This window comes from Salegentibacter sp. T436 (assembly GCF_001932675.1).
In the GTDB taxonomy this organism is placed as follows: Bacteria; Bacteroidota; Bacteroidia; order Flavobacteriales; family Flavobacteriaceae; genus Salegentibacter; species Salegentibacter agarivorans.
The window spans coordinates 2,541,891-2,567,837 of record NZ_CP012872.1 but is presented as its reverse complement, the minus strand read 5'-3'; the positions used below and the strand labels follow the sequence as shown (position 1 = coordinate 2,567,837).

The 25,947-nt window shown below is 36.9% G+C and carries 22 protein-coding genes and 1 tRNA gene; 18 read left to right on the top strand and 5 right to left on the bottom strand.

Going from position 1 to position 25,947, the window contains the following annotated elements; genetic code table 11:
• Positions 1-14: 14 nt before the first annotated feature.
• Positions 15-2,546, bottom strand: coding sequence for a DNA gyrase subunit A (gyrA, locus tag AO058_RS11240; RefSeq protein WP_075326647.1), 2,532 nt, complete (start codon positions 2,544-2,546; stop codon positions 15-17).
• A 251-nt stretch (positions 2,547-2,797) separates the two neighbouring features.
• Here gyrA and AO058_RS11235 point away from each other — a divergent pair, with 251 nt between their 5' ends.
• Together AO058_RS11235 and AO058_RS11230 are read left to right on the top strand one after the other, a co-directional pair.
• Complete coding sequence (locus tag AO058_RS11235) at positions 2,798-5,359, top strand: ATP-dependent Clp protease ATP-binding subunit (RefSeq protein ID WP_075326646.1); 2,562 nt, start codon at positions 2,798-2,800, stop codon at positions 5,357-5,359.
• Positions 5,360-5,476: 117 nt separating this feature from the next.
• Positions 5,477-5,851: a hypothetical protein gene (locus AO058_RS11230; protein ID WP_075326645.1), complete on the top strand. Its 375-nt coding sequence runs from the start codon at positions 5,477-5,479 to the stop codon at positions 5,849-5,851.
• On the opposite strand, the gene hutH is transcribed toward AO058_RS11230, so the two are convergent.
• Together hutH and AO058_RS11220 are read right to left on the bottom strand one after the other, a co-directional pair.
• On the bottom strand, positions 5,848-7,356 hold the full coding sequence (gene hutH / locus AO058_RS11225; RefSeq protein WP_075326644.1) for a histidine ammonia-lyase: 1,509 nt from the start codon (positions 7,354-7,356) through the stop codon (positions 5,848-5,850). The two genes, AO058_RS11230 and hutH, sit on opposite strands and share 4 nt — an antisense overlap.
• 255 nt (positions 7,357-7,611) lie before the next feature.
• Positions 7,612-9,132 carry an NAD(P)H-hydrate dehydratase gene (locus AO058_RS11220; RefSeq protein WP_075326643.1) on the bottom strand — a complete coding sequence of 507 codons (1,521 nt, stop codon included), beginning with the start codon at positions 9,130-9,132 and terminating at the stop codon, positions 7,612-7,614.
• Between the two features lie 239 nt (positions 9,133-9,371).
• Here AO058_RS11220 and gcvT point away from each other — a divergent pair, with 239 nt between their 5' ends.
• The 4 genes from gcvT to AO058_RS11200 all read left to right on the top strand — a co-directional run bounded on the left by gcvT (position 9,372) and on the right by AO058_RS11200 (position 12,469).
• Positions 9,372-10,454, top strand: a complete 1,083-nt coding sequence (gene gcvT / locus AO058_RS11215) for a glycine cleavage system aminomethyltransferase GcvT (RefSeq protein WP_075326642.1) — start codon at positions 9,372-9,374, stop codon at positions 10,452-10,454.
• Between the two features lie 3 nt (positions 10,455-10,457).
• On the top strand, positions 10,458-11,273 hold the full coding sequence (locus AO058_RS11210; RefSeq protein ID WP_075326641.1) for a sugar nucleotide-binding protein: 816 nt from the start codon (positions 10,458-10,460) through the stop codon (positions 11,271-11,273).
• An 89-nt stretch (positions 11,274-11,362) separates the two neighbouring features.
• Positions 11,363-11,653, top strand: a complete 291-nt coding sequence (locus AO058_RS11205) for a 4a-hydroxytetrahydrobiopterin dehydratase (protein ID WP_075326640.1) — start codon at positions 11,363-11,365, stop codon at positions 11,651-11,653.
• A gap of 96 nt (positions 11,654-11,749) precedes the next feature.
• Positions 11,750-12,469, top strand: coding sequence for a YebC/PmpR family DNA-binding transcriptional regulator (locus AO058_RS11200; RefSeq protein WP_075326639.1), 720 nt, complete (start codon positions 11,750-11,752; stop codon positions 12,467-12,469).
• A 188-nt stretch (positions 12,470-12,657) separates the two neighbouring features.
• On the opposite strand, the gene AO058_RS11195 is transcribed toward AO058_RS11200, so the two are convergent.
• Positions 12,658-13,860, bottom strand: a complete 1,203-nt coding sequence (locus tag AO058_RS11195; RefSeq protein ID WP_075326638.1) for a proline dehydrogenase family protein — start codon at positions 13,858-13,860, stop codon at positions 12,658-12,660.
• 110 nt (positions 13,861-13,970) lie between these two features.
• Here AO058_RS11195 and aroB point away from each other — a divergent pair, with 110 nt between their 5' ends.
• Both aroB and AO058_RS11185 read left to right on the top strand, forming a co-directional pair.
• Complete coding sequence (aroB, locus tag AO058_RS11190) at positions 13,971-15,038, top strand: 3-dehydroquinate synthase (RefSeq protein ID WP_075326637.1); 1,068 nt, start codon at positions 13,971-13,973, stop codon at positions 15,036-15,038.
• Between the two features lie 61 nt (positions 15,039-15,099).
• Positions 15,100-15,393, top strand: a complete 294-nt coding sequence (locus tag AO058_RS11185) for a hypothetical protein (RefSeq protein WP_075326636.1) — start codon at positions 15,100-15,102, stop codon at positions 15,391-15,393.
• A gap of 191 nt (positions 15,394-15,584) precedes the next feature.
• Here the strand turns inward: AO058_RS11185 and AO058_RS11180 are convergent.
• Positions 15,585-15,659, bottom strand: a tRNA-Pro gene (locus AO058_RS11180).
• A 216-nt stretch (positions 15,660-15,875) separates the two neighbouring features.
• Between AO058_RS11180 and AO058_RS11175 the strand changes: the two genes are divergently transcribed.
• The 10 genes from AO058_RS11175 to dapB all read left to right on the top strand — a co-directional run bounded on the left by AO058_RS11175 (position 15,876) and on the right by dapB (position 25,899).
• Complete coding sequence (locus tag AO058_RS11175) at positions 15,876-17,075, top strand: PQQ-dependent sugar dehydrogenase (RefSeq protein ID WP_075327955.1); 1,200 nt, start codon at positions 15,876-15,878, stop codon at positions 17,073-17,075.
• Positions 17,076-17,167: 92 nt separating this feature from the next.
• Positions 17,168-17,776, top strand: a complete 609-nt coding sequence (gene udk / locus AO058_RS11170) for a uridine kinase (RefSeq protein WP_075326635.1) — start codon at positions 17,168-17,170, stop codon at positions 17,774-17,776.
• Positions 17,777-17,865: 89 nt separating this feature from the next.
• Entirely contained in the window at positions 17,866-18,183 is a 318-nt protein-coding gene (locus AO058_RS11165) for an FtsB family cell division protein (protein ID WP_075326634.1), read from the top strand.
• 20 nt (positions 18,184-18,203) lie between these two features.
• Positions 18,204-19,586: a methylmalonyl-CoA mutase subunit beta gene (locus tag AO058_RS11160; protein WP_075326633.1), complete on the top strand. Its 1,383-nt coding sequence runs from the start codon at positions 18,204-18,206 to the stop codon at positions 19,584-19,586.
• A gap of 15 nt (positions 19,587-19,601) precedes the next feature.
• Positions 19,602-21,740, top strand: coding sequence for a methylmalonyl-CoA mutase (gene scpA, locus AO058_RS11155; protein WP_075326632.1), 2,139 nt, complete (start codon positions 19,602-19,604; stop codon positions 21,738-21,740).
• A 97-nt stretch (positions 21,741-21,837) separates the two neighbouring features.
• Entirely contained in the window at positions 21,838-22,719 is an 882-nt protein-coding gene (locus tag AO058_RS11150) for an SDR family oxidoreductase (protein ID WP_075326631.1), read from the top strand.
• Between the two features lie 164 nt (positions 22,720-22,883).
• A complete protein-coding gene (locus tag AO058_RS11145; protein WP_075326630.1) occupies positions 22,884-23,648 on the top strand; it encodes a ParA family protein in 765 nt (254 codons plus the stop codon).
• 3 nt (positions 23,649-23,651) lie between these two features.
• Entirely contained in the window at positions 23,652-24,557 is a 906-nt protein-coding gene (locus AO058_RS11140; protein ID WP_075326629.1) for a ParB/RepB/Spo0J family partition protein, read from the top strand.
• On the top strand, positions 24,547-25,137 hold the full coding sequence (locus tag AO058_RS11135; protein ID WP_075326628.1) for a DUF5683 domain-containing protein: 591 nt from the start codon (positions 24,547-24,549) through the stop codon (positions 25,135-25,137). The genes AO058_RS11140 and AO058_RS11135 overlap by 11 nt, the downstream gene beginning before the upstream one ends.
• Before the next feature lie 48 nt (positions 25,138-25,185).
• Positions 25,186-25,899 carry a 4-hydroxy-tetrahydrodipicolinate reductase gene (gene dapB / locus AO058_RS11130; protein WP_075326627.1) on the top strand — a complete coding sequence of 238 codons (714 nt, stop codon included), beginning with the start codon at positions 25,186-25,188 and terminating at the stop codon, positions 25,897-25,899.
• The last annotated feature ends 48 nt before the right edge of the window (positions 25,900-25,947 follow it).

Genomic DNA, 25,947 nt, shown 5'->3' with positions numbered 1-25,947 from the left:
GGTTTTTATTATAGTTATTCTTCACTATCGTTTACAATAGTTGTGCCATTTGGGTTTTCTTCAGCATCTTCGGCCTTCTCGGCGTCTTCCATCAACTCAACATCATCTTCATCGTGCAGTACTTTTGCAACGGCTGCAATGGCATCGTTTCCTTTTAGATTGATTAATCTAACACCCTGAGTTGCACGTCCCATAACTCTAAGATTTGCAACTTCCATTCGTATTACAATTCCAGATTTATTGATAATCATTATATCCTCATCATCTGAAACATTTTTAATTGCAACAAGACTTCCGGTTTTTTCGGTAATGGAAATTGTTTTGACACCTTTTCCTCCCCTGTTGGTAATCCTGTAATCTTCAAGGCTTGATCTTTTTCCGTATCCATTTTCAGAAACTACAAGAATATCAGAATTAAAATCTTCTACCGAGATCATTCCTACCACTTCGTCTTTATCGTCGGCAAGTGTAATTCCTCTTACCCCTGAAGCATTTCTTCCCATTGGCCTGGTTTTTCCTTCTTCAAACCTAATGGCTTTACCACTTCTTACGGCAAGCATTACCTGGCTATCCCCGTTGGTTAACTTTGCTTCAAGCAATTCGTCATCTTCTTTAATGGTAATTGCATTAATTCCATTAGTTCGAGGTCTTGAATATTGCTCTAAAGAAGTTTTCTTAACCTGGCCTTTTTTAGTGGCCATAATTACATAATGCTTATTGATGTACTCTTCATCTTTAAGATCTTGAGTACAGATAAAGGCTTTTACGCGATCGTCTGGATCTATATTTATAAGATTCTGAATCGCTCTACCTTTAGAGGCTTTACTTCCTTCCGGAATTTCGTAAACCCGCATCCAGAAACATTTTCCTTTTTGAGTAAAGAATAACATGTACTGGTGATTGGTTCCAGAGAATAAATATTCTAAGAAATCTTCATTTCGGGTATTAGAACCTTTTTGGCCAACTCCTCCCCTGTTTTGGGTTTTATATTCGTTTAAAGAAGTCCTTTTTATATAACCAGCGTGAGAAATTGTAATCACCACACGTTCATCTGGGATCATATCTTCTATACTTAGATCGCCACCAGAATATTCTATGGTAGAACGTCTTTCGTCGCCATATTTTTCTTTAATCTCAAGAAGTTCGTCCTTAATAACCTGCATTCTGCGTTCTTTTCGCGCCAAAATGTCTTTAAGGTCTTCTATGGTTTTCATTATCTCTTCATACTCTGCACGAAGCTTGTCCTGTTCCAGGCCGGTAAGCTGGCGTAAACGCATCTCTACAATGGCCTTTGCCTGCAATTCGCTTAAATCAAAGCGCTCAATTAATTTATTCCTGGCTTCTTCAGCATTGCTGGAAGAACGAATTAATGCAATTACCTCATCTATATTATCTGAAGCGATAATTAAACCTTCAAGGATATGAGCCCTATCTTCGGCCTTTTTAAGTTCAAATTCTGTTCTTCTTACAACAACCTCGTGCCTATGCTCTACAAAATGATAAATAATATCTTTTAGGTTAAGCATCTCTGGCCTTCCTTTTACAAGTGCAATATTATTTACACTAAAAGAAGTTTGTAAAGCGGTATGTTTATAAAGGGTATTTAAAACTATATTGGGGATTGCATCTCGTTTTAATTGATAAACGATTCTCATCCCGTTTCTATCAGATTCATCTCTAATAAGACTAATCCCTTCAATTTTCTTTTCGTTAACAAGATCGGCAGTTTTCTTGATCATATCTGCCTTGTTCACCTGGTAAGGAATTTCAGTAACTACTAAAAACTCTTTTCCGTTGATTTCTTCTAATGAAGATTTAGCGCGCATAACAATACGGCCTCTTCCGGTTTTAAAAGCTTCACGAACACCATCATAACCATAAATAATTCCGCCGGTAGGAAAATCGGGAGCTTTTATATGCTCCATTAACTCTTCTACTTCAATATCGTGATTTTCAATATATGCAACGGTTCCGTCTATTACTTCAGAAATATTATGAGGTGCCATATTGGTAGCCATACCTACAGCAATACCGCTGGCACCATTTACAAGAAGGTTGGGAATACGCGTTGGCATCACCACCGGCTCGTTTAAAGAGTCGTCAAAGTTTAGCTGGGTATCTACCGTTTCCTTATCGATGTCAGCGAGCATATCCTCACTAATTTTTCGCATTCTGGCCTCGGTATAACGCATTGCTGCAGGGCTATCGCCATCTACAGACCCAAAGTTACCCTGCCCGTCTACAAGCATATAGCGCATGCTCCAGTGCTGGGCCATCCTTACCATAGTATCGTAAACAGAAGAATCACCGTGAGGGTGATACTTACCAAGCACTTCCCCTACAATCCTGGCCGATTTTTTATAAGACCGGTTAGAGAGTACACCAAGTTCATACATACCGTACAATACCCGGCGATGCACCGGTTTTAACCCGTCACGAACATCTGGTAAAGCACGTGACACAATGACCGACATTGAATAATCAATGTAGGCCGATTTCATTTCATCTTCAATATTTATAGGAATAAGCTTTTCTCCTTCAGCCATATTGTAAAGTTTATTTTAGTTCTCTAATCTAACGAGCCAATTTACATATTTTATAGATGTTCAAGCCCTGTTTGGCGTATTGTTTACCCAAATTTTATTAACAAATATTTAGTGTGCTATCGTTAATAAGTTCCTTATTTTACCCTTTGAATATTGAAAGTAATTTTGTCAATTAGCTAATATCATAGGATTAGGTACAATTTTTGAAAGTTTTGTACTGAATAAATCATTAGAGAGAAAGGAAGATAAAGATGGATGATAATTTTTCACCAAGAGTAAAAGATGTAATTGCATATAGCAAGGAAGAAGCACTGCGTTTAGGCCACGATTTTATTGGAACTGAACACCTTATGCTTGGTTTGCTGCGAGATGGAGATGGTAAAGCCATAGATATTTTAAATGCTTTAGATATAGATTTAAGTCATTTAAGACGCAAAGTAGAAATACTTAGCCCGGCCAATCCCGAGTCTACTGCGGTTTCTAACGAAAAAAGAAACCTGCACCTTACCCGCCAGGCAGAGCGAGCCCTGAAAACAACTTTTTTAGAAGCAAAGCTTTTTCAAAGTTCTAATATAAATACTGCGCATCTATTGCTATGTATTTTAAGAAATGAGAACGATCCCACCACCAAACTACTTAATAAGCTTAAGATAGATTATGATGGGGTTAAAGATCAATTTAAGTATATGATTGCCAGTGATGAAACTGATTTTCAGGATAGTCCTACGGCCGAATCATTTTCTGACGACGATAGTAATACCGATGACGCTACTAAAGACAATCCGTTTAGCGGAGGCGGTAGCGGCCCTGGCAAAACTTCCAAAAAATCTAAAACTCCAGTTTTAGATAACTTCGGAAGGGATTTAACTGCGATGGCCGAAAATGATAAACTTGATCCCGTTGTTGGGCGTGAGAAGGAAATTGAAAGGGTTTCTCAAATTTTAAGTAGAAGAAAGAAAAACAACCCATTGCTAATTGGTGAACCCGGAGTTGGTAAATCGGCTATTGCAGAAGGTTTAGCGCTTAGAATTATTCAACGTAAAGTTTCAAGAATACTGTTTGATAAACGCGTGGTGACTTTAGATCTTGCCAGTTTAGTAGCAGGAACCAAATACCGTGGCCAGTTTGAGGAGCGTATGAAAGCCGTGATGAACGAGCTTGAAAAGAATGACGATATTATTCTTTTTATAGACGAGATTCATACCATTGTAGGTGCGGGCGGCGCTACTGGAAGTCTGGATGCCAGCAATATGTTTAAACCCGCTCTTGCGAGAGGTGAAATTCAATGTATAGGTGCTACTACTTTAGATGAGTACAGGCAGTATATTGAGAAGGATGGAGCTTTAGAAAGAAGGTTCCAAAAGGTTATTGTTGAGCCTACTTCAGTTGAAGAAACTATTGAAATTCTAAATAATATTAAAGATAAATACGAAGAGCACCACAACGTTTCTTATACAGATGAAGCGATTGAAGCCTGTGTAAAATTAACTAACAGGTATTTAACCGATCGTTTTTTACCAGATAAAGCTATTGATGCTTTAGATGAAGCAGGTTCTCGAGTGCATATCACCAATATTGATGTTCCAAAACAGATTTTAGACCTTGAGCGTAAACTGGAAGAAGTGCGCGAAAAGAAAAATTCTGTAGTTAAAAAGCAGAAATACGAAGAAGCTGCTAAACTTAGGGACGATGAGAAAAATCTTGAAAAAGAACTACAAATAGCCCAGGAAAAATGGGAAGAAGAATCTAAGAAACACAAGGAAACGGTTGATGAAGATAGCGTGGCTGATGTTGTTTCTATGATGACCGGCGTACCTGTTAAGCGTATTGCACAAACCGAAAGCAATAAACTGGTTGAACTTCCTAAGAAAATTAAAGGAAAAGTTATTGGCCAGGACGATGCGGTTGGAAAAGTGGTAAAAGCCATTCAAAGAAACCGTGCAGGTCTAAAAGATCCAAACAAACCCATTGGATCGTTTATATTTTTAGGCCAAACCGGGGTTGGAAAAACACAGTTGGCTAAAGTACTTGCTCGCGAGTTATTTGATAACGACGATTCACTTATTCGAATAGATATGAGTGAATATATGGAGAAATTCGCCATTTCTAGATTAGTAGGAGCGCCTCCTGGATACGTGGGTTACGAAGAAGGTGGACAGCTTACAGAAAAAGTACGCAGAAAACCTTACGCGGTTATTCTACTGGACGAGGTAGAAAAAGCCCATCCAGATGTTTTCAATATGCTGCTTCAGGTTTTAGATGACGGATATTTAACCGATAGCTTAGGAAGAAAGATAGATTTTAGAAATACTATAATCATCATGACTTCTAATATTGGAGCAAGAAAACTTAAAGATTTTGGCCAGGGAGTTGGATTTGGTACCGCTTCCCAGCGCTCTCAAGCCGATGAAAATGCAAGAAGTGTAATTGAAAACGCGCTTAAAAAAGCATTTGCTCCAGAATTCTTAAACAGGATTGATGATGTAGTGATCTTCAACAGTCTTGAACGGGAAGATATTCATAAGATTATTGATATTGAATTAGTGAAATTATTCAATAGAATTGGAAGCCTTGGTTATAAATTAACTTTAAGTGATAAGGCAAAAGATTTTATTGCTGAAAAAGGATTCGATAAACAATATGGCGCAAGACCGTTAAATAGAGCGATTCAAAAATATATAGAAGATGCTCTTGCTGAAGAAATCATAACTTCAAAATTAGCTGAAGGTGATAAGATTTTTATGGATCTCGATGAAGAGAAAAATGAATTAACTATAAAAATTGATAAGGCAGTTAAAGAAACTGAATCTTAGTGATTTAGGGAATAATTAGTTTTATAAGAGGCTATTTGAAAGATTCATTTCAAATAGCCTTTTTTTAATATATTCCCTGAAATATATTAAATTTGCAAAGAATTAATCCCTACATTAATGACTACTGATAAATTGGAAGTGAAATTTGGGCAGGTGCGCATTTTTCAAAATATCCTAATTGCCGAATTAAACGAAGGTCTTCTCTTTACCTCCGAAAATAACAAAGAATTATTAGCTATTGGAAAAGAGGTATTTAAAGGGAAAGACTATGGATATATTTCTTTCCGAAAAAATTCTTATGCAGTAGATCCTATGGTTTACCGGGAATCTGCCCAGGCCCAAAATTTAAAAGCTATTGCCGTAGTAAGTGAAAATGAACTTATTCGGTTAAATGCGCATAAAGTAGAACGCCAGTTTTATAAAACTCAGAATTCTTTTGAGGTTTTTGATAATTTAGACCAGGCGATAAATTGGATTCAATTCGAAATTTAATCGAAGAAATTTTCAGTAAAATTAAAATTTTCAAGAAAAGATTTAGCCGACTTTATATAAGGCGCCATCGTTACATCGGTATGTAATATTGGAACTTCGGCTCTAAATTCATTTAAAACATCACTTAGCATTGCCGAAGTTTTTGCCGGCTCTCTAAAGTGCATAGCTTGTGAAGCGTTAAAAAGTTCAATGGCCAGTACACTATTTAAATTTTTTACAACTTTTAAAAGCTTTGTTGCGCCGTTTGCCCCCATACTTACGTGATCTTCCTGCCCGTTAGAAGAAACAATGGAATCTACCGAAGCAGGTACTGCAAGTTGTTTATTCTGGCTCACTATACTTGCTGCGGTGTACTGCGGAATCATAAAACCGCTATTTAAACCTGGATTTTCAACCAGAAATGCCGGTAATCCGCGAAGCCCCGAAACCAATTGATAAGTTCTTCTTTCTGAAATATTAGCAAGTTCTGCCAACGCAATTGCTAAATAATCTACTGCCAGGGCCAGAGGCTGACCGTGAAAATTACCTCCAGAAATAATCTTATCTTCTTCAATAAAAATATTGGGATTATCGGTAACCGAATTGATTTCGGTTTTAATGGTTTTTCTAACAAAACTCAAGGTATCCTTACTTGCTCCGTGCACTTGCGGGATACATCTAAAACTGTAAGGGTCCTGTACATTTTCCTTTTCGCTCATAGCAATCTGGCTGTCTTCCAAAAATCTACGAATACGTTCGGCAGTTTTTATTTGTCCGCGATGGGGCCTTGCCAAATGAACCAACTCATCAAAAGGAGATAAGTTACAATCAAAAGCATCTATGGAGACCGAACCAATAAGGTCGGCCAGGTAAGATAATTTATAAGATTTCAGTAAGGCGTAAACGGCGTGAGCGCTCATAAATTGCGTTCCGTTTAGCAAAGCTAACCCCTCTTTAGATTGCAATTTTAAAGCTTCCCAATTTTGGTTTTTCAGTAATTTTTCCCCGCTAATTATTTTATCTTCAAAATAAACCTCTCCCTCACCAATTAAAGGTAAGGCCAAATGCGCCAATGGGGCGAGATCGCCCGACGCTCCCAACGAACCCTGCTCATAAACCACCGGCAAAATATCCTGATTGTAAAAATCTATAAGTCTTAAAACAGTTTCCAGGGCTATACCAGAATTTCCATAGCTTAAAGACTGAATTTTTAGTAAAAGCATCAACCTTACAATCTCTTTATTTACTTTATCGCCGGTTCCGCAGGCGTGAGATTTCACCAGGTTTTGCTGAAGCTCGGTTAACTTCCCCGGACTTATTTTTACATTACATAAAGCTCCAAAACCGGTATTTATTCCATACACTGGTGTATCACTTTCTGTAATTTTTTTGTTTAAGTATTTTCTGGATTTCTGAATATTGGATTCAGCCTCTTCACTAAGCGCCAATTGCTTCTTATTTACCATTATATCTTCAATGGTTTCTAAATCTAAAATGGCTGAACTGATATAATGATGAGACTGCATAACTTACAATTTTAGATAATGGAGAAATATCCTGAACTTATTGAAATTACGGTAAATTCAGGCAAATTTTATTAAATAAGTAATGATTAAATTTTATTCCGAAAAATGATTAAAAATAATATTTCAGCTATAAAATAAAATCCTTTTAATTTACGGGCCAAAATTCATATTTCTACTGATGCAATCCAAATTTAAAACCAAAATTTTAAGAATTATTCAACCAAAAGTTTTAAACAATTCTAAAAGAAGAACCTATCACTTCTTTTCGTCCTTCATTAAAGCTAAAAATGCTTTTCCCAGGTTGTCGCTTATATCTCCCGAAATTAAAGCTTCATAACCACTTTCTTCAGCGCAAATATCACCCGCGAGCCCGTGTAGATATACGCCTAAAATTGCTGCCACAAGGGGTTCGTATTTTTGAGACATTAATCCGGCAATTATGCCTGAAAGGACATCGCCACTTCCCGCTGTGGCCATCCCGGAATTTCCGGAATTATTTATATAGATATGTTTTCCGCTAAATACAAAGCTATGCGCTCCTTTTAAAACCAGAATTATCTTATATTTTTTAGTGAATTTCTCAATCTTATGAATCTTCTCAAAGTCATCATTCCACTTCCCTATTAGCCTTTCTAATTCCTTTGGATGCGGCGTTAATACCGAATTTTTAGGAAGCAAACCCAGTAATTCATTATTTTCAGAAAGCATATTTAATCCATCGGCATCAATTAGCATAGGGTTTTTAATTCTTCCCAGTAAGTTTTTAAATGCTTTTACCGTATTAGAAGATTTCCCCGCTCCCATTCCAAAACAAATCACATCGGGTTCCAGATCGGTTTTAATATTGGTGAGCTCTTTATCGTTTTCATCTGTAATTACCATTGCTTCCGGAAAGCTAGATTGTAAAATTTCGTATCCACATTTTGGAACAAAAACACTACATAAACCGGCACCCGCTCTTAATGTAGATTTTGCCGAAAGTACTATACTTCCAATTTTTCCATAACTCCCACCAACTACAAGTGTATGGCCGTAGTCTCCTTTATGCGAGTTTTTATCACGCGGTTTATAAAGATGCCTGGCTTCACGCTTGCCAATAAGCTGCGCCATTGCTTGAACTTCTTTCAAATAACCGCGATCTAAACCAATATCTAAAACCTGTACTTCACCTGCATATTTCATAGATTGAGGCAGAAAAAATACCAGTTTCGGGGTTTGGAAAGTAAGGGTATAATTTGCTTTAATCACCGCAGTATCTTCTGCCGGCACTTTATCAGGGAACAATCCTGAAGGCATATCTACCGCCAGGCAAAATGCGCCAGATTCATTAATATGCAACAACAATTTTGCAAGCCAGCCTTCAGCGGGGCGGTTTAACCCAATTCCAAAAATGGCATCTACCACAAAATCACCGGGAGAAATTTCAGGAAAATCTTCTTCTCGTTTTATCAATTCAGGCCAGGTATGGCTTTCTTTTTTATAGCGATCGTAATTCACAAGAAAATCATCAGATCGTTTATCGCTGTAATTCACCACGTAAACTTCAACCTTATAACCATATTTATGAAGTAAACGCGCCACCACCAGTCCGTCGCCACCGTTATTTCCTATTCCGCAGAAAATTTTAATATTGATATCTGCACCTTCAAGTCGGGTATGAATTTCGTTAAAAACAAGACTTGCGGCACGTTCCATTAAACGTGTGCTCGAAATTCCTTCAGTCTTAAGTGTAACTTCATCAGCTTCTTTTAATTGTTCTGCAGAGAGTATCTTCATAATTGGTTAGGTTGAATAATTACATTCATAAAATTACAAATTAAAGCCTGAAAGCTTTGTTCTAAAAATTAAATCTAAACTTAAATTTCGGGGAGTTTTGCCAATAAAAGTTTAATACAGAAACTTATTAAATATAAAACTGCGTGCTAAGCCTATTATGTTAACTATTCTTCATAAAAAGTATTTTTTTAATATTGTATTCAAAGTGAAATCAATAAATTTGCCCAAATTTTAGAAAAATGAAAGAAGTTGCCCTAGCTGCCAGACATAAAGAATTAAATGCCAAAATGGTACCTTTTGCAGGTTATAATATGCCTATTTCTTATGAAGGTGTGAATATTGAACACCAAAACGTTCGTGAAAAATTAGGTGTTTTTGATGTTTCCCATATGGGGGAATTCCTAATTACCGGGGATAAGGCTCTGGAACTTATTCAGAAAATTACCACTAACGATGCTTCTAAACTGGTAGACGGGAAAGCGCAATATACAGTAATGCCAAACGAAACCGGCGGAATTGTTGACGATTTAATTGTATACAGGATTAATTCTGAAAAATATTTGCTGGTAGTAAATGCTTCTAACATAGATAAAGACTGGAACTGGATCGCGCAACATAATACTATGGATGCAACGATGCGCGATATGTCTGACGAATTTTCACTTTTGGCTATTCAGGGACCAAAAGCGGCAGAAGCTATGCAATCTTTAACCGATGTAGATCTTTCTAACATGAAATTCTACACTTTTGAAGTTGCTGAATTTGCTGGAATAGATAAAGTGATTATTTCGGCTACAGGTTATACCGGCAGCGGCGGATTTGAGATCTATTTTAAAAACGAAGATGCCGAGCAAATTTGGGATCGCGTGATGGAAGCCGGGAAAGACTACGGTATCAAACCTATTGGTTTAGCTGCACGTGATACTTTAAGACTGGAAATGGGCTTCTGTCTCTATGGCAATGATATAGACGAAACCACTTCGCCAATTGAAGCTAAATTGGGGTGGATTACCAAATTCACCAAAGATTTTATTAATTCTGAAGCTTTAAAGAAAGAAAAAGAAGAAGGACCAAAACGAAAGTTAATCGCCTTTGAATTGGAAGAACGTGGAATCCCGCGCCAGGGTTACGAAATTGAAGATGAAGATGGCAAGGTTATTGGCGAAGTAACTTCTGGGACAATGTCACCATCGCTGGAAAAAGGAATAGGTTTAGGCTACGTGCCTTCGGAAGTTGCTAAATTTGGCAACAAGATTTTTATAAAAGTTAGAAAAAAATCCATTCCGGCCGTACAGGTGAAATTGCCCTTTTATAAAGGATAGTTTTTGGAACGAATTTTAATTTTAGGAGCAAGCGGCTTTATAGGCAACGCCTTATATAAAGAGCTATGCTCCTTTTTTGATACCTACGGTACCTACCACACTCCAAACCGCGTTTTTGAAGAAAATCACCAGTTTCATCATTTTGATATGGAAACTGAAAATATTGAGATCCTGCTTCAAAATGTAAAACCTACGATTATTATCTCTGCCGTTCGGGGAAATTTTGATGCGCAAATAATCGCTCATTTTGAAATAATTAATTACATCCTCACTCATAAATGTAAATTGCTATTTATTTCATCTGCCAATGTGTTTGATGCTTTTACCAATTTCCCTTCTTATGAATATGACAAAACACTTTCCCAAAGTATTTACGGCAGGTTTAAAATTAAGATTGAAAATGCCCTGCTAAGGCTCCCAAACGATAAGTATAACATTTTACGTTTACCAATGGTTTTTGGCCATAATTCTCCCCGACTAAAGCAAATTAAAACCCTTATAGATTTGGGTGAAGCCATAGAAGTTTTCCCAAACGTAGTGATTAATGTTACTGAAATTGAAAAAGTAACCCAGCAAATTCATTATATCATTAATAGAAAAAAACAGGGAGTTTTTCATTTGGGAAGCAGCGATCTGGTACATCAAAAAGATTTTATTGAAGAGGTTTGTGAAGTTTTAGGTTATAAAAACCTCGTTTTTAAAAATATCTACGATTCTAATTTCGATAGGTTTTTAGCGGTTTTACCTAAAGAAAACATTCTACCTAAAAACTTACAGGTTTCAGTACAGCAAGTCGCAAAGGCATCAATAAAGAGTTAGGTGTTAATCTTGTACTAAAACCTAATTAGATTGAAAATTCAGGCTTTAGTTGCTTAAATTTAAAGGACTAATCCTTAAAAATTATTACAATGAAAAAGCTTAGCGAAGACGAAATCAATAAAAAACTGGAAAATCTTGAGGGCTGGGTTTATAAAGATAATGCAATTCATACTTCATTTCAGTTTGCCAATTTTAAAGACGCTTTTACGGTAATGACGCGAATTGCTTTTGAAGCCGAAGCCCAGCAGCATCATCCAAATTGGGGAAATGTTTATAATGAACTTGAAATTTCCCTTTCTACCCACGATGCCGATGGAGTAACCGAAAAAGATTTTAAACTGGCAAAAGCTATTGAAGAAATAGTAGAAGCTTCGGCTTAAATTAAGAAAAAAGAGCATTGAAATTTAAAGCTTCCAATTTTTAAATTGAATTGGAAGCTTTTTTATATTTTTGCTTCAATTTTTTATTCAGAATAAATGGGAAGAGCATTTGAATTTAGAAAGGCGCGTAAGATGAAACGCTGGTCTGCAATGGCCAAAGCCTTTACCCGCATTGGAAAAGATATTGTGATGGCTGTTAAAGAAGGCGGCCCAGATCCTGATACCAATGCCAAATTAAGAGCAGTTATTCAAAACGCGAAAAGCGTGAATATGCCCAAAGATAATATTGAGCGTGCCATTAAAAGGGCGAGTGATAAAAATCAGGGCGATTATAAAATTGTACTTTTTGAAGGTTATGCACCCCACGGAATTGCCGTATTGGTAGAAACCGCTACCGATAATAATAACCGTACCGTTGCGAATGTTCGCTCTCATTTTAATAAATGTGATGGAAACCTTGGAACTTCAGGTTCAGTTGAATTTATGTTTGACCACACTTGTAATTTCAGACTGAATGCTGAAGGACTTGACGTGGAAGAATTGGAACTTGAATTTATAGATTTTGGCGCCGAAGAAGTTTTTGAAGATGAAGATGGCATTCACATTTACGCACCTTTCGAATATTTTGGAGCTATTCAAAAAGAATTAGAAAATAGAGAGATTGAAATACTTTCTTCAGGATTTGAAAGAATCCCACAGGTTACCAAACCACTTTCTACTGAAGAAGCTGCAGATGTTGAGAAGCTACTGGAAAGGCTGGAAGAAGACGATGATGTACAAAATGTATATCACACTATGGAAGAAACTGAGGCTTAAACGGCTGTTGGTTTCTTTAGAAATAAGTGTAAAAGCTGTTTAGGAGGTTTAGCTATTTTTAACGTCAACCTGAACCTGGTTCAGAGCCTGCTCCGAAATTTGTTCGGAGTTCTAATATGTTAGATTATGAAATAAGTTCAGAATGACATTCTTCTAAAAAAACTAAATTCTAAACAGCTTTTTAATTTTTAGTGCTCTCCCCTATCGTGTTTTGTTGGTTGGCCCTTTCTACGTTTCTTTTCTTCTTCTAAAAGCGAAAGTTCACGCCCTGTTTGCCCCTTAACCGATGTATTTTCCTGCGCCCTTCTTAATAAATAAGGTACCACTTCGCGTACAGGACCAAAAGGCACTAATTTCGCTGAATTGTATCCTTTCTTTGCCAGGTTATAACTAATATGATCACTCATTCCATAAAGTTGGCTAAACCAAATACGATCGTCGTTTAAAGGAAGGCCTTTATCTTCCATACTTTGCAGCGCAAGATAATTACTCACCTCGTTATGTGTACCTATAAATAAATGTATATCATTAAGGTTTGCTAAACAGTAAGACATCACGCTATTAAAATTAACATCTGTAGCTTCCTTGTTTTCGCAAATTGGGGTAGTATAATTATATTTTTTTGCACGTGCATTTTCTTTTTCCATATAAGCTCCACGCACAATTTTAGCACCTATTTTAAAGCCTTCTTCTTTAGCTCTTTCGTGAAGATTTTTTACATACTCCAACCTGTCCCAACGGTAACACTGAAAAGTATTATAAATAAGAATTTTCTCCTTGTTATACTTTTTCATCATTTCTTCCATCAATTCATCGGCTGCGAGTTGCATCCAACTCTCCTCGGCATCGGCGTATAATCTTACATTATTATCATAAGCACATTTACAAAGAGTATCAACTCTTTCTTTAACACGTTCCCATTCTTCTTTTTCTTCGTCGCTTAAATTAATACGTTCTGTGATTTTTTCCCAAATAGCAAACCTTCCAATTCCTGTAGGTTTAAAGAGCGAAAATGGCAATTCTTCACTTTCAGCAGCGAATTTTATCAACTTCATTTTTTTATCTAAAGCAGCATCAAACTGCTCTTCGGTTTCTTTACCCTCAACCGAATAATCAAGAATGCCGTGCAATTTTTCATCATACATTTCTTTGGTGAGCGGCTTGCAATCATCTTCGGTAACACCACCACAAAACTGTTCAAAAATGGTTTTTTTAATCAGTCCTTCTACAGGCAGGTGTAGCTTTAAAGAAATTTTAGTCAACCAGGAACCGGCATCTACCAGTTGCTTGTTCTTCATCATGCTAAATAAAAAGATAGCACGATCCAGTTCTAAATCAGATTTTAATTTAAAAGCTGTTTTAGTATCATTAAAAATTTTTCTATTAATCATGGGGTGTGTCTTAATTAGCGCAAATATAATTATTGAAGTTTGATTTTATTATGAATATTTCTGCTTATTTTCGAAGCCCAATCAGATAAATGTTTAAAACGTCAAGAACTATGTCCAACATGGCAGCCAAAGGGCCGGTTTACTATCAGCAAGATGGTTTTCATAAAATAAATACTTATTTAAAAGAGGCAAAACCTTCCAAAGTTTTCATTCTAGTAGATAATAATACGCATCGTGATTGCCTGGCTTCTTTTTTACAGAAAATTGATGCTTCAGAAAATTTTGAGATTTTGGAGATTGAAGCCGGTGAGATCAATAAAAATTTGGAAACCTGTAGTGGTGTTTGGAATGCACTTTCAGAATTAGATGCCGATAGAAAAAGCTTAATGATAAATGTAGGTGGCGGCGTTGTAACCGATCTTGGCGGATTTATAGCTTCTACTTTTAAACGCGGCATAAGCTACATAAATGTACCTACCAGTCTTTTGGCAATGGTAGATGCATCTGTTGGAGGAAAAACCGGTGTAGACCTGGGAAATTTAAAGAACCAGATTGGCGTAATTAATCACGCTGAAATGGTGATAATTGATCCATCTTTTCTGGCTACCCTACCCCAAAACGAAATGCGAAGCGGTTTGGCAGAGATCCTAAAACACGCATTAATTAGCAGCGAGACCTATTGGGAAAAAGTGACTAATTTAAGCGAACTAACTTTAGACGATCTTGACGATATTATTAGAGAATCGGTAGAAATAAAAGCTAAAGTTGTCACCGAAGATCCGGAAGAAAACGGATTGCGAAAAACCTTAAATTACGGTCATACCTTGGGGCACGCTATAGAATCTTATTTTTTAACCCACCCTGAAAAAACAACTTTACTTCACGGCGAAGCTATTGCGGTGGGAATGGTTTTGGCAACTTATCTTTCTAAAGAACTTAAAAGTTTCCCGGAAGATAAATTGAAAGAAATCACCATTAAAATTTTGGATATTTACGAAAAAGTAGAATTTTTGGAAGAAGACATTCAGCAAATCATAGATTTGATGAAATACGACAAGAAAAATTCACACGGAAATATAAATTTTGTTCTGCTAAAAGATATTGGCAACACCGAGATAGATTGCAAAGTACCTAACACGCTAATTTGGAATGCTTTTGAATATTACAGGAAAACTTGATTTATAATATAAAAACAGTATTTTTAAAACCTACTAACTACATCCTCATAAACTTTTATTTATGAAAAGAATTATTGTTGACTACAAAAAATTAACTCCCGAAATCCTGGGCCTTTTGGTTGAGAAATATCCAGACGGGTATGATGACGACCAGATAATTGCCTTTAAAAACGCAAAAAACGAAACAGTTGAAGCGGTTGAAGTAAAAACCGAAGACACTATTTACCTGGTTAAAGTAAGCACACGACTTGAAAATACTATGGCCAATTTTGATGAAGACGATTACGACGATTCAGATTACAACGAGCCTATCGTAGAAATTCCTGAAAAAGACGACGAGGAAGATAAAGATTAGGGAATTACAAAATATTAAACCAAAAAAGGGATTTTTCTGAATGAAGAATCCCTTTTTTATTAGGTGTTTTTTACATTTTGACATTCAAAAGTCGGGGTGGCAATTGCGAAGCGTAGGATGAGTCTGTCCTAACACTTAAGATTAAGACATAAAAAAACCACTTAGGTTTTTTCTAAGTGGTTTATATTAAGTCGGGGTGGCAGGATTCGAACCTGCGGCCTCCTGCTCCCAAAGCAGGCGCGATAACCGGGCTACGCTACACCCCGAGTAATTTTTTAATCGCGCTCGGCGCGATAACTTAAGTTTATAATAGTAAAAACTATTGTTAAACTTCAAAATTTCAACTTGAGTGAATTAATATCCCCCAAAGCGGGTGCAAATATAAGAAAACTTATCAGTCTACAAGAAAAACTTTAGATTTTTTATATCTTAGTTGAATCTTGCTGGCAATGCAGGATAAGCTAATCACAAAAAAAATTATTATGAAGCGAATTTTATTATTATTGGGGTTGATTTTTACCTTTTCCGCCTGCGGAGATAATCAAAAATCTGATAAAAAAGCCGAGGTGGAAGAACCAACAGAAACAAATGCTCAGGATTCTGATAACCCGGTACCAAAAGAAATGCCGGAAGCTGTTTCTCCCGAAAATGAATATAAACACGAGGTTGTTGCAGAGAATATGACAATTCCGTGGGGATTTGATTTTCTTCCCGATGGTAGCATCCTTGCAACCGAAAAAGGTGGCGATATTTATCATTTTAAAAATGGTAAACGTGTAGCTATTACCGGAGGTCCCGAAATTTACAATCAGGGGCAGGGTGGATTACTGGATATCGCCCTTCATCCCGATTTTGAGAACAATAATTGGGTTTATATCACCTATTCATCAGATGAAGGTGAAAGCGAAGGGGGAAATACTGCCTTAATGCGAGCCAAACTGGAAAACAATCAACTAACCAGTCGCGAAGATTTATACAAAGCCACTCCTAACTCTACCAGAGGACAACATTTTGGATCACGAATTGTTTTTGATGGAGAAGGTCATTTATTTTTTACTATTGGAGATAGAGGAAATAGAGATGTGAATCCGCAGGATATTACAAGAGATGGTGGGAAAGTATACCGACTTAACTTAGACGGAAGCGTACCTTCAGACAATCCTTTTGTAGGTGAAGAAAACGCTATAGAAGCTATTTATTCTTACGGACACAGAAATCCGCAGGGGATGATTTTCAACGAAGAAACCGGAGAAGTTTGGGTTAATGAACACGGCCCAAAAGGTGGTGATGAAATTAATGTTGTAAAAGCTGGAAAAAATTACGGTTGGCCGGTAGTAACTTATGGTGAAAATTATGATGGCACTACTATTACTGAAGATAGAACGGGACCTGAATTTCAGAACCCACTTACCTACTGGTTACCATCAATCGCACCAAGCGGATTTGAAAAAGTAACTTCAGATAAATATCCAGAGCTTAAAGGAAACTTTTTAGTGGGTGCCCTTAAATTTCAATATTTAGAACATTTAGCCATAGAAAATGGAGAAGTAACTACACGTGAGAAATTATTGGAAGGTCTTGGAAGATTAAGAGATGTTCAACAAGGCCCTGACGGATTTATCTACGCTGCTATTGAAGGAACGGGTATAGTAAAATTGCTACCCCTGGAGGAAGCTGAATAATTTATAATCCTAAGATCGAAGCTTAGGAATTAAAACATCATATTTATTTCTAATTTGGGGCAAATGTTTAAATTTGCCCCAAATTTTTTTAGATGCTCATTATAGGAATTACAGGTGGAACCGGTAGTGGAAAAACTACGGTAGTAAGGCAAATTATAGACGAATTAAAAAATGAAGAGGTAGATGTAATTTCCCAGGATTCCTACTATAAAGACCTAAGTCATTTAGCTAAAGAAGAGCGGGTTAAATCCAATTTTGACCATCCAAAATCTATAGATTTTGATCTTTTAGTTGAACATTTAAAAGAGCTTAAAGCAGGCAATACCATTCAGCAGCCTGTATATTCATTTACAGAACATAACCGCACCAAACAAACCCTGGAAACCCAACCCAGGAAAGTGGTGATTGTAGAAGGCATTCTAATCTTCGCCCATCCTGATATTAGGGAGATGTTTGATATTAAAATCTACGTTCACGCCGATAGTGACGAACGTCTAATTCGCCGACTTAAGAGAGATATTTCTGAACGTGGGCGCAATTTAGATGAAGTTTTATGGCGATATCAAACTACGCTGAAACCAATGCACCAGCAGTTTATAGAACCTACCAAAGAATTTGCCGATATCATTATTCCTACCAACCGTTATAACACCGTTGCTGTTGATATTGTGCAAACCATAATCAAAGACCGCTTGACCTAATTTTGTATCTTTAATCCAAATAGCCGAGAAAAATTTAAGTTTTACGGTTTAACCAAAACAATCTTAATTAGTTACTGAAGTTAGAAGGTGTGAAATTAAAGGAATTAAGAAACAAAAAATGGTTTAAAATTATTAGCAACAAATATGTGCTGCTAATAATTATTTTTGGAGGCTGGATGCTATTTTTAGATAGTAATTCCTGGTTAGTCCATAATGAACTCAACCAGGAAGTAGAGGAGCTTGAAGAAAATAGGCAGTATTACAAAAATGAAATCTCCAAAGATAAAGCAACCATACAACAGCTTCAGGATTCGGTAGAGATGGAAAAATTTGCGCGCCAGCAATATTATATGAAACGTCCCAATGAAGAAATATTCATCATTGAATACGATACAATTCAGGATTAATTTTTCAGAAAAACCACACAATGAAAGAATCATTATTTCAGGAATTTGAAGAAGTTTCTGCAAAAGAATGGAAACAAAAAATACAATTTGATCTAAAAGGAGCCGATTATAACGAGAAACTCGTTTATAAGTCCCTGGACGGAATTAATATAAAACCTTTTTATAGTGGTGAAGATGTTGAAGAAAGTATAAAAACACCTTCTCCAAAAAACTGGAACATTTGCGAAAGATTATACGTAGTTTCTGTTGAAAAAAGTAATAAGCGTGCAAATGAAATTCTTAACAAAGGAACCGAAAGCCTTTGGTTTATCATTCCAAATGAAGAAATTTCTATTGAAAATTTACTGGATGGAATAGTACTGGATAAAACCATAATTTACTTTAGTTTCAGCTTTTTTTCTGAAAATTATTTCAAACGTTTTCGGGAGTATTTTAAAGGAAAACAGCATCAGGTTTTTCTTCAATTTGATATTGTAGGAAACCTTGCCCGTTCCGGAAACTGGTTCCATAATCTTCAAAAAGACCACGAAATCCTGAACAGTATTTTCACTAATTCCAAAGATTTTAAATCGGTAATCAGTATAGATACCGCTTTATATCAAAATGCCGGTGCAAATATTCCACAGCAATTGGCTTATGCCCTGGCGCACGTTAACGAATATCTTAACCATTTTCAGGAAAGCCCGAATTTCGAGAAATTACAACCACAATTTCTAATTGCTTCCGGACCAAATTATTTCTTCGAAATAGCAAAAATTAAAGCTCTAAGATGGCTATACGCTACTTTAGCTTCAGAATACAACATCCCGGAAACCTGCCATATCCTGGCGCAACCCACCAAAAGAAATAAAACACTTTACGATTTCAACGTAAACCTTCTTCGAACAACCACTGAAAGTATGAGCGCTGTTTTAGGCGGTGCCGATACGGTTTATAATATGCCTTATGATGCTATCTATCATAAAAACAATGAGTTTGGAGACAGGATTGCCCGTAATCAATTGCTAGTGATGAAACACGAGGCATACCTTGACAAGGTTGCCAATGCTGCCGAAGGTGCTTATTATATTGAAAGCCTTACCAAACAATTTGCGGAAATGGCCCTAGATATTTTTAAAGAAATAGAGAAAGGTGGTGGCTTTTTAAAGCAATTAAAAGAAGGAGCTATTCAGCGAAAAATAAAGGAAAGCGCTAAAAAGGAACAGGAACAATTTGATAGTGGAGAATTGGTATTAATAGGTACTAATAAATTCGAAAATCCGCAGGACAAAATGAAAGATGAACTGGAATTGTATCCATTTTTAAAGCAAAATCCGCGTAAAACTCTAATAGAACCTATCCTGGAAAGACGTATAAGTGAACAAATTGAGCAGGAAAGAATAAAGCAGGAAAAGGTCGAATAATTAAAAAAAAGAGCAATGCAAAGAAAAGATCTTCAACATATAGAATTAAAAGAACCAGCAATTGGCAAGCGGCAAAAAGAGGGTGAAAACAACACCTATAAAACCCCGGAAGAAATCAACTTGCAGCCTTCTTATTCAAAAGAAGATATCAAAGATCTAAAACACTTAAATTTTGCGGCTGGAATTCCTCCCTATTTACGGGGTCCTTATAGTACAATGTATGTTAGTCGGCCGTGGACGATTCGCCAGTATGCTGGATTTTCTACTGCTGAAGAAAGCAATGCTTTTTACCGAAGAAATCTTGCTGCCGGGCAAAAAGGGCTTTCGGTTGCTTTTGATCTTCCCACCCATCGCGGTTACGACAGCGATCATGAACGTGTGGTTGGCGATGTGGGAAAAGCCGGTGTTGCGATAGATTCGGTCGAAGATATGAAGATCCTTTTTGACCAGATTCCGCTCGATAAAATGTCGGTTTCTATGACGATGAACGGTGCGGTTTTACCGGTTTTGGCATTCTATATCGTTGCTGCCGAAGTACAGGGCGTTAAACCGGAACAACTTTCAGGAACTATTCAAAACGATATTTTAAAGGAGTTTATGGTACGTAATACCTACATCTATCCACCTACTCCTTCAATGAAGATTATTTCAGATATTTTTGAATATTCCTCTCAAAATATGCCCAAATTCAATAGCATAAGTATTTCGGGCTATCATATGCAGGAAGCCGGTGCTACCTGCGATATTGAACTGGCTTACACCTTAGCCGACGGATTGGAATATATTAGAAAAGGCCTTGAAGCCGGGATGGATATAGATAGTTTTGCTCCCCGACTTTCATTTTTCTGGGGAATTGGGATGAATCATTTTATGGAAATCGCCAAAATGCGAGCCGCCAGAATGCTTTGGGCAAAACTCGTAAAGCAATTCAACCCAAAAAATGCGAAATCACTTTCGCTTAGAACACATTCGCAAACTAGCGGTTGGAGTTTAACCGAGCAGGATCCATTTAATAACGTAGCTCGAACCTGTATAGAAGCGGCAGCGGCAGCCTTTGGTGGAACGCAAAGTTTACACACAAATGCTTTGGACGAAGCCATTGCACTACCTACAGATTTTTCAGCAAGAATAGCGAGAAACACGCAGTTGCACCTTCAACAGGAAACAATGATTACCAAAACGGTAGATCCCTGGGCCGGCAGTTATTATGTTGAAAAACTTACCGACGAAATTGCTGAAAAAGCCTGGAAACTTATAGAAGAAGTTGAAGAATTAGGCGGAATGACCAAAGCCATTGAAGAAGGAATTCCGAAGATGCGAATTGAAGAAGCCGCAGCTAAAAAACAGGCCAGGATAGATAGTGAAACCGATATTATTGTAGGCACTAACAAATACCGACTCGAAAAAGAAGATGAGCTGGTTACTTTAGAAGTAGATAACCAGACAGTAAGAAAACAACAGGTAGAACGCCTAGAGAAAATAAAAGCCGAAAGAAATACCGGAAAAGTTGAAAAAGCGCTAAAAGCTCTTACCGAATGCGCCGAAAAGGAAAACGGGAATTTGCTTAGTTTAGCTGTTGAGGCGGCAAGACATCGCGCAACATTAGGTGAAATTAGCGATGCGCTGGAAGAAGTTTACGGCAGGCATAAAGCTAAAGTACAAACCTTTAGCGGTGTATATTCTAAAGAAATGAAAGAGAACACTTCGTTTAAAAAAGCCAGGGAACTGGCCGATAAATTTGCCGAACAGGACGGAAGAAGACCCCGAATTATGATCGCAAAAATGGGTCAGGATGGTCACGATCGTGGTGCAAAGGTGGTAGCCACCGGTTATGCCGATCTTGGTTTTGATGTAGATATTGGTCCGCTTTTCCAAACCCCAAAAGAAGCTGCAAAACAAGCTGTAGAGAACGATGTACATATTTTAGGAGTTTCCTCTTTAGCAGCAGGCCATAAAACTTTGGTTCCGCAGGTCCTTGAAGAATTAGAAAAACTTGGACGTGAAGATATAATGGTAATTGTAGGCGGGGTAATACCGTCGCAGGATTATCAATATTTATTTGATGCCGGTGCTGTGGCGGTTTTTGGACCGGGAACTAAAATAAGCGATGCCGCTATTCAGCTTTTAGAAATTTTGATAGAGGAAGAAGTTTAAACTCATAAAAATAACCTTGAAGGTTTTATAACTTATAAAAAGACTTAAAATATTAAATCTCACTTAGTGAGTAAACTAACCAACTAAAAAATATATTATGGATTTTACTAAAAAAATGCTTCGTGACGATGCTTTAAAAGGCAAAACCATTATCGTAACCGGCGGAGGAAGTGGCCTTGGGAAAGCAATGACCAAATACTTTATGGAGCTTGGCGCTAATGTAGCCATTACTTCCAGAAACCTGGAAAAACTTCAAAACACCGCCAAAGAGCTGGAAGATGAAACCGGAGGTAAATGTTTTGCGGTTCAATGCGATGTAAGGCATTACGATCAGGTAGAAAACATGCGTGATGAAGTTCTAAAAGAATTTGGAAGCATAGATGTTTTATTAAACAATGCTGCAGGAAACTTTATTTCTCCAACTGAAAGATTAAGCGCTAACGCTTTTGATACAATCATTGATATTGTACTTAAAGGAAGTAAAAACTGCACCATGGCGCTTGGAAAACATTGGATAGATACAAAACAAAAAGATAAAACTGTACTTAATATTGTGACCACCTATGCGTGGACAGGCTCTGCTTATGTAGTACCAAGTGCTACTGCGAAAGCAGGAGTTTTGGCTATGACGCGCTCTTTAGCGGTAGAATGGGCAAAATACGGAATTAGGTTCAACGCAATTGCACCCGGCCCTTTCCCTACTAAAGGTGCCTGGGACAGATTATTACCAGGAGATTTAAAAGACAAATTTGATCTTGCTAAAAAAGTACCACTAAAAAGAGTTGGTGAACACCAGGAATTGGCAAACCTTGCCGCCTATTTAGTTTCAGACTTTTCAGCTTATGTAAACGGCGAAGTAATTACCATAGATGGTGGAGAATGGCTTAAAGGTGCAGGCCAGTTTAACCTCTTAGAAGCTATTCCGGAGGAAATGTGGGATCAATTAGAAGCGATGATTAAATCTAAGAAAGGCAGCTAGAACTGTCTAAAATAGAAGTTATTTCAATTCAAATTTTTCAGAATCAAACCGATTGTTACCTATTTACGGCAACAATCGGTTTTTTATGTATAAGCTGTTAACAAAATCATTTTATAAACCTGTAATAAATTGTATTTTTACCCTTCAAAAATCACAGAGACTTAATGGGTAAAATCATTGCTATTGCAAACCAAAAAGGAGGAGTTGGTAAAACCACTACCTCGGTAAACCTGGCCGCTTCGCTTGGAGTACTTGAAAAGAAAGTATTGTTAATAGATGCAGACCCACAGGCCAATGCTACATCGGGCCTGGGAATTGACGTTGAAGAGGTTGAATTAGGCACTTACCAGCTTTTTGAAGACTCAATAGCTCCTGAAGACTGCATTCAAAAAACAAGTTCTCCCAATTTAGATATCATACCGGCTCATATTGACCTGGTTGCTATAGAAATTGAACTGGTAGACCAGGATCAAAGGGAATCTATGCTTAAAAAAGCAATCACTCCTTTAAAAGACCGGTATGATTTTATTTTGATTGATTGTGCTCCCTCCCTGGGTTTATTAACTTTAAATGCCTTAACAGCATCAGATTCTGTGGTAATTCCAATTCAATGTGAATATTTTGCACTCGAAGGTTTAGGAAAACTGCTTAACACTATAAAAAGCGTTCAAAAAATTCATAATAATAAATTAGACATAGAAGGTTTATTGCTAACTATGTACGATTCGCGTTTAAGGCTTTCTAACCAGGTGGTAGAAGAAGTTCAGAAGCATTTTGGCGAGATGGTTTTTGATACAATCATTCAAAGAAATGTGCGTTTAAGTGAAGCCCCAAGTTATGGGGAAAGCATTATTAACTATGATGCAGGCAGCAAAGGAGCCAGCAATTATTTGAGCCTGGCACATGAAATTATAAAGAAAAACTCGTAGAAGATGGCGAAGGCGACCAAAAAACAAGCATTAGGACGTGGACTTTCAGCTTTATTGAAAGATCCGCAAAACGATATACAATCTGCAGAAGATAAAAATGCCGATAAACTGGTTGGACATATTGTTGAACTGGATTTAGAATCTATTGAAGTAAATCCTTTCCAACCAAGGACAAGTTTTAATGAAGACAATCTTAAAGAACTTGCCTCTTCAATACGAGAACTTGGAGTAATTCAACCAATTACCGTAAGAAAACTGGATTTTGATAAATACCAGCTGGTTTCGGGAGAACGCCGTTATCGTGCTTCAAAATTGGTAGGTTTAGAAACTATTCCGGCTTATATAAGGATTGCCAACGACCAGGAATCTTTAGAAATGGCTTTGGTAGAAAACATTCAGCGCCAGGATCTGGATCCTATAGAGATTTCGCTTTCCTATCAACGTTTAATAGATGAAATAAACCTTACCCAGGAACAGTTAAGTGAACGCATTGGTAAAAATCGTTCTACTATTGCTAATTACTTACGTCTTTTAAAACTGGATCCCATAATTCAAACAGGAATGCGAGATGGCTTTATGAGTATGGGTCACGGACGCGCACTTATTAATGTTAGCGATCCGCAAAAGCAACTGGATATTTATGAGAAAATACTTCAAAAATCATTGTCGGTAAGAGAAACTGAACAATTGGTGCGTGAAGTAAACGAAGGTTCAAAAGTTTCAAAAACTTCCAAAAAAACCGCTGCAGTTCCTACTTCTTACAAAAAAGGAATTAAAGAATTCTCAGAATATCTCGGGACAAAAGTTGATGTGAAGGTTACTAAAAAAGGATCAGGAAAACTTAGTATTCCATTTTCTTCCGAAGAAGATTTTATTAGACTAAAAAAACTTATTCAGGGTGAAGACTAATAAGGTATTTTCATTTCTCTTTTTTCTGTTGTTCGTTTTTACACTAACAGCCCAGGAAGATTCTTTAAGGATTGAAAACCCTGAAGTAATAGATACAATTTCAGAAGAAAAGGATTATAAACCTTACAATGCCCTGGCACCCGCTAAAGCAGCATTTTATTCGGCTATTCTACCCGGTTTAGGCCAGGCATATAACGGTAAATACTGGAAAATCCCTTTGGTATATGCGGGAATTGGTACCGGAGTTTATTTTTATATAAACAACAATAAAGAATGGAACCGGTATAGGGATGCTTATAAAAATCGGCTTGCAGGAAGAAAAGATGAATTTACCGTAAATGGGGAAGAAAGAATATCTGATGATGGTCTAATAAGAGCCCAGGAATTTTACCGTAGAAATAAAGAAATCTCGATACTGGTAATCGCAGGATTTTACGTATTAAATATTATTGATGCGAACGTAAATGCACATTTGCAGCAATTTAATGTTAGTGAAGACCTAACGTTACAGCCTAATATGGGGCTTGATAATTTTACCGGTAAATCCCGCTACGGTTTATCTTTACATTATAAGTTTTAGGAAGCGTTTATTACTACCAATTAATTAGAATATCAAAATTTTATAGAGATGAAAATAGCACTTTTAGGATACGGAAAAATGGGAAAGACAATTGAAGAGATTGCTTTAAACCGTGGTCACGAAATTGTTCTTAAAATTGAAGAAGATATTGATACTTACGAGATCAATAAAATGGAAATTGATGTTGCTATAGATTTTAGTGTTCCAAAAGCAGCGTTTAAAAATATTACCACCTGTTTTGAAAATAATATCCCGGTGGTTTGTGGTACGACCGGTTGGTTAGATGATTATGAGAAAGCAGTAGAAATTTGCAAAAAAGAAGACAGCGCTTTTATTTATGCTTCAAATTTTAGCGTAGGTGTAAATCTATTTTTCGAACTGAATAAAAAGCTGGCCAAAATGATGAATGGTATGGAGGATTATGCTGTAGAAATTGAAGAAATTCATCATACCCAGAAACAAGATGCCCCAAGTGGCACGGCTATAAGCCTTGCGCAACAAGTAATTGCTGAAAACGATAAAAAGAACAATTGGCAACTGGATCACGCCGCTGCCGATGAAATCCCTATTAAAGCTAAAAGAATTGAAGATGTGCCGGGCACTCACACCGTTTCTTACAAATCTAATATAGATTCTATAGAAATTATGCATACCGCAAATTCACGCGAGGGATTTGCATTAGGGGCAGTAATTGCTGCAGAGTGGCTTAAGGATAAGCAAGGAGTTTTCACTATGCAAGACGTACTTTCCAGCCAATTTTAAACAAAAAATAGTAACAATCACTGGATTTTGTTACTAATAAGCAAAGAA

Bases quoted from the DNA above. Each gene is read 5' to 3' on its own strand.
- AO058_RS11140 (WP_075326629.1), top strand. From the start codon at position 23,652: ATGGCGAAGGCGACCAAAAAACAAGCATTAGGACGTGGACTTTCAGCT.
- gcvT (WP_075326642.1), top strand. From the start codon at position 9,372: ATGAAAGAAGTTGCCCTAGCTGCCAGACATAAAGAATTAAATGCCAAA.
- AO058_RS11175 (WP_075327955.1), top strand. From the start codon at position 15,876: ATGAAGCGAATTTTATTATTATTGGGGTTGATTTTTACCTTTTCCGCC.
- aroB (WP_075326637.1), top strand. From the start codon at position 13,971: ATGTCCAACATGGCAGCCAAAGGGCCGGTTTACTATCAGCAAGATGGT.
- AO058_RS11230 (WP_075326645.1), top strand. From the start codon at position 5,477: ATGACTACTGATAAATTGGAAGTGAAATTTGGGCAGGTGCGCATTTTT.
- udk (WP_075326635.1), top strand. From the start codon at position 17,168: ATGCTCATTATAGGAATTACAGGTGGAACCGGTAGTGGAAAAACTACG.
- AO058_RS11235 (WP_075326646.1), top strand. From the start codon at position 2,798: ATGGATGATAATTTTTCACCAAGAGTAAAAGATGTAATTGCATATAGC.
- AO058_RS11160 (WP_075326633.1), top strand. From the start codon at position 18,204: ATGAAAGAATCATTATTTCAGGAATTTGAAGAAGTTTCTGCAAAAGAA.
- AO058_RS11145 (WP_075326630.1), top strand. From the start codon at position 22,884: ATGGGTAAAATCATTGCTATTGCAAACCAAAAAGGAGGAGTTGGTAAA.
- dapB (WP_075326627.1), top strand. From the start codon at position 25,186: ATGAAAATAGCACTTTTAGGATACGGAAAAATGGGAAAGACAATTGAA.
- gyrA (WP_075326647.1), bottom strand. From the start codon at position 2,546: ATGGCTGAAGGAGAAAAGCTTATTCCTATAAATATTGAAGATGAAATG.
- AO058_RS11150 (WP_075326631.1), top strand. From the start codon at position 21,838: ATGGATTTTACTAAAAAAATGCTTCGTGACGATGCTTTAAAAGGCAAA.
- AO058_RS11205 (WP_075326640.1), top strand. From the start codon at position 11,363: ATGAAAAAGCTTAGCGAAGACGAAATCAATAAAAAACTGGAAAATCTT.
- scpA (WP_075326632.1), top strand. From the start codon at position 19,602: ATGCAAAGAAAAGATCTTCAACATATAGAATTAAAAGAACCAGCAATT.
- AO058_RS11195 (WP_075326638.1), bottom strand. From the start codon at position 13,860: ATGATTAATAGAAAAATTTTTAATGATACTAAAACAGCTTTTAAATTA.
- AO058_RS11200 (WP_075326639.1), top strand. From the start codon at position 11,750: ATGGGAAGAGCATTTGAATTTAGAAAGGCGCGTAAGATGAAACGCTGG.
- hutH (WP_075326644.1), bottom strand. From the start codon at position 7,356: ATGCAGTCTCATCATTATATCAGTTCAGCCATTTTAGATTTAGAAACC.
- AO058_RS11220 (WP_075326643.1), bottom strand. From the start codon at position 9,132: ATGAAGATACTCTCTGCAGAACAATTAAAAGAAGCTGATGAAGTTACA.
- AO058_RS11185 (WP_075326636.1), top strand. From the start codon at position 15,100: ATGAAAAGAATTATTGTTGACTACAAAAAATTAACTCCCGAAATCCTG.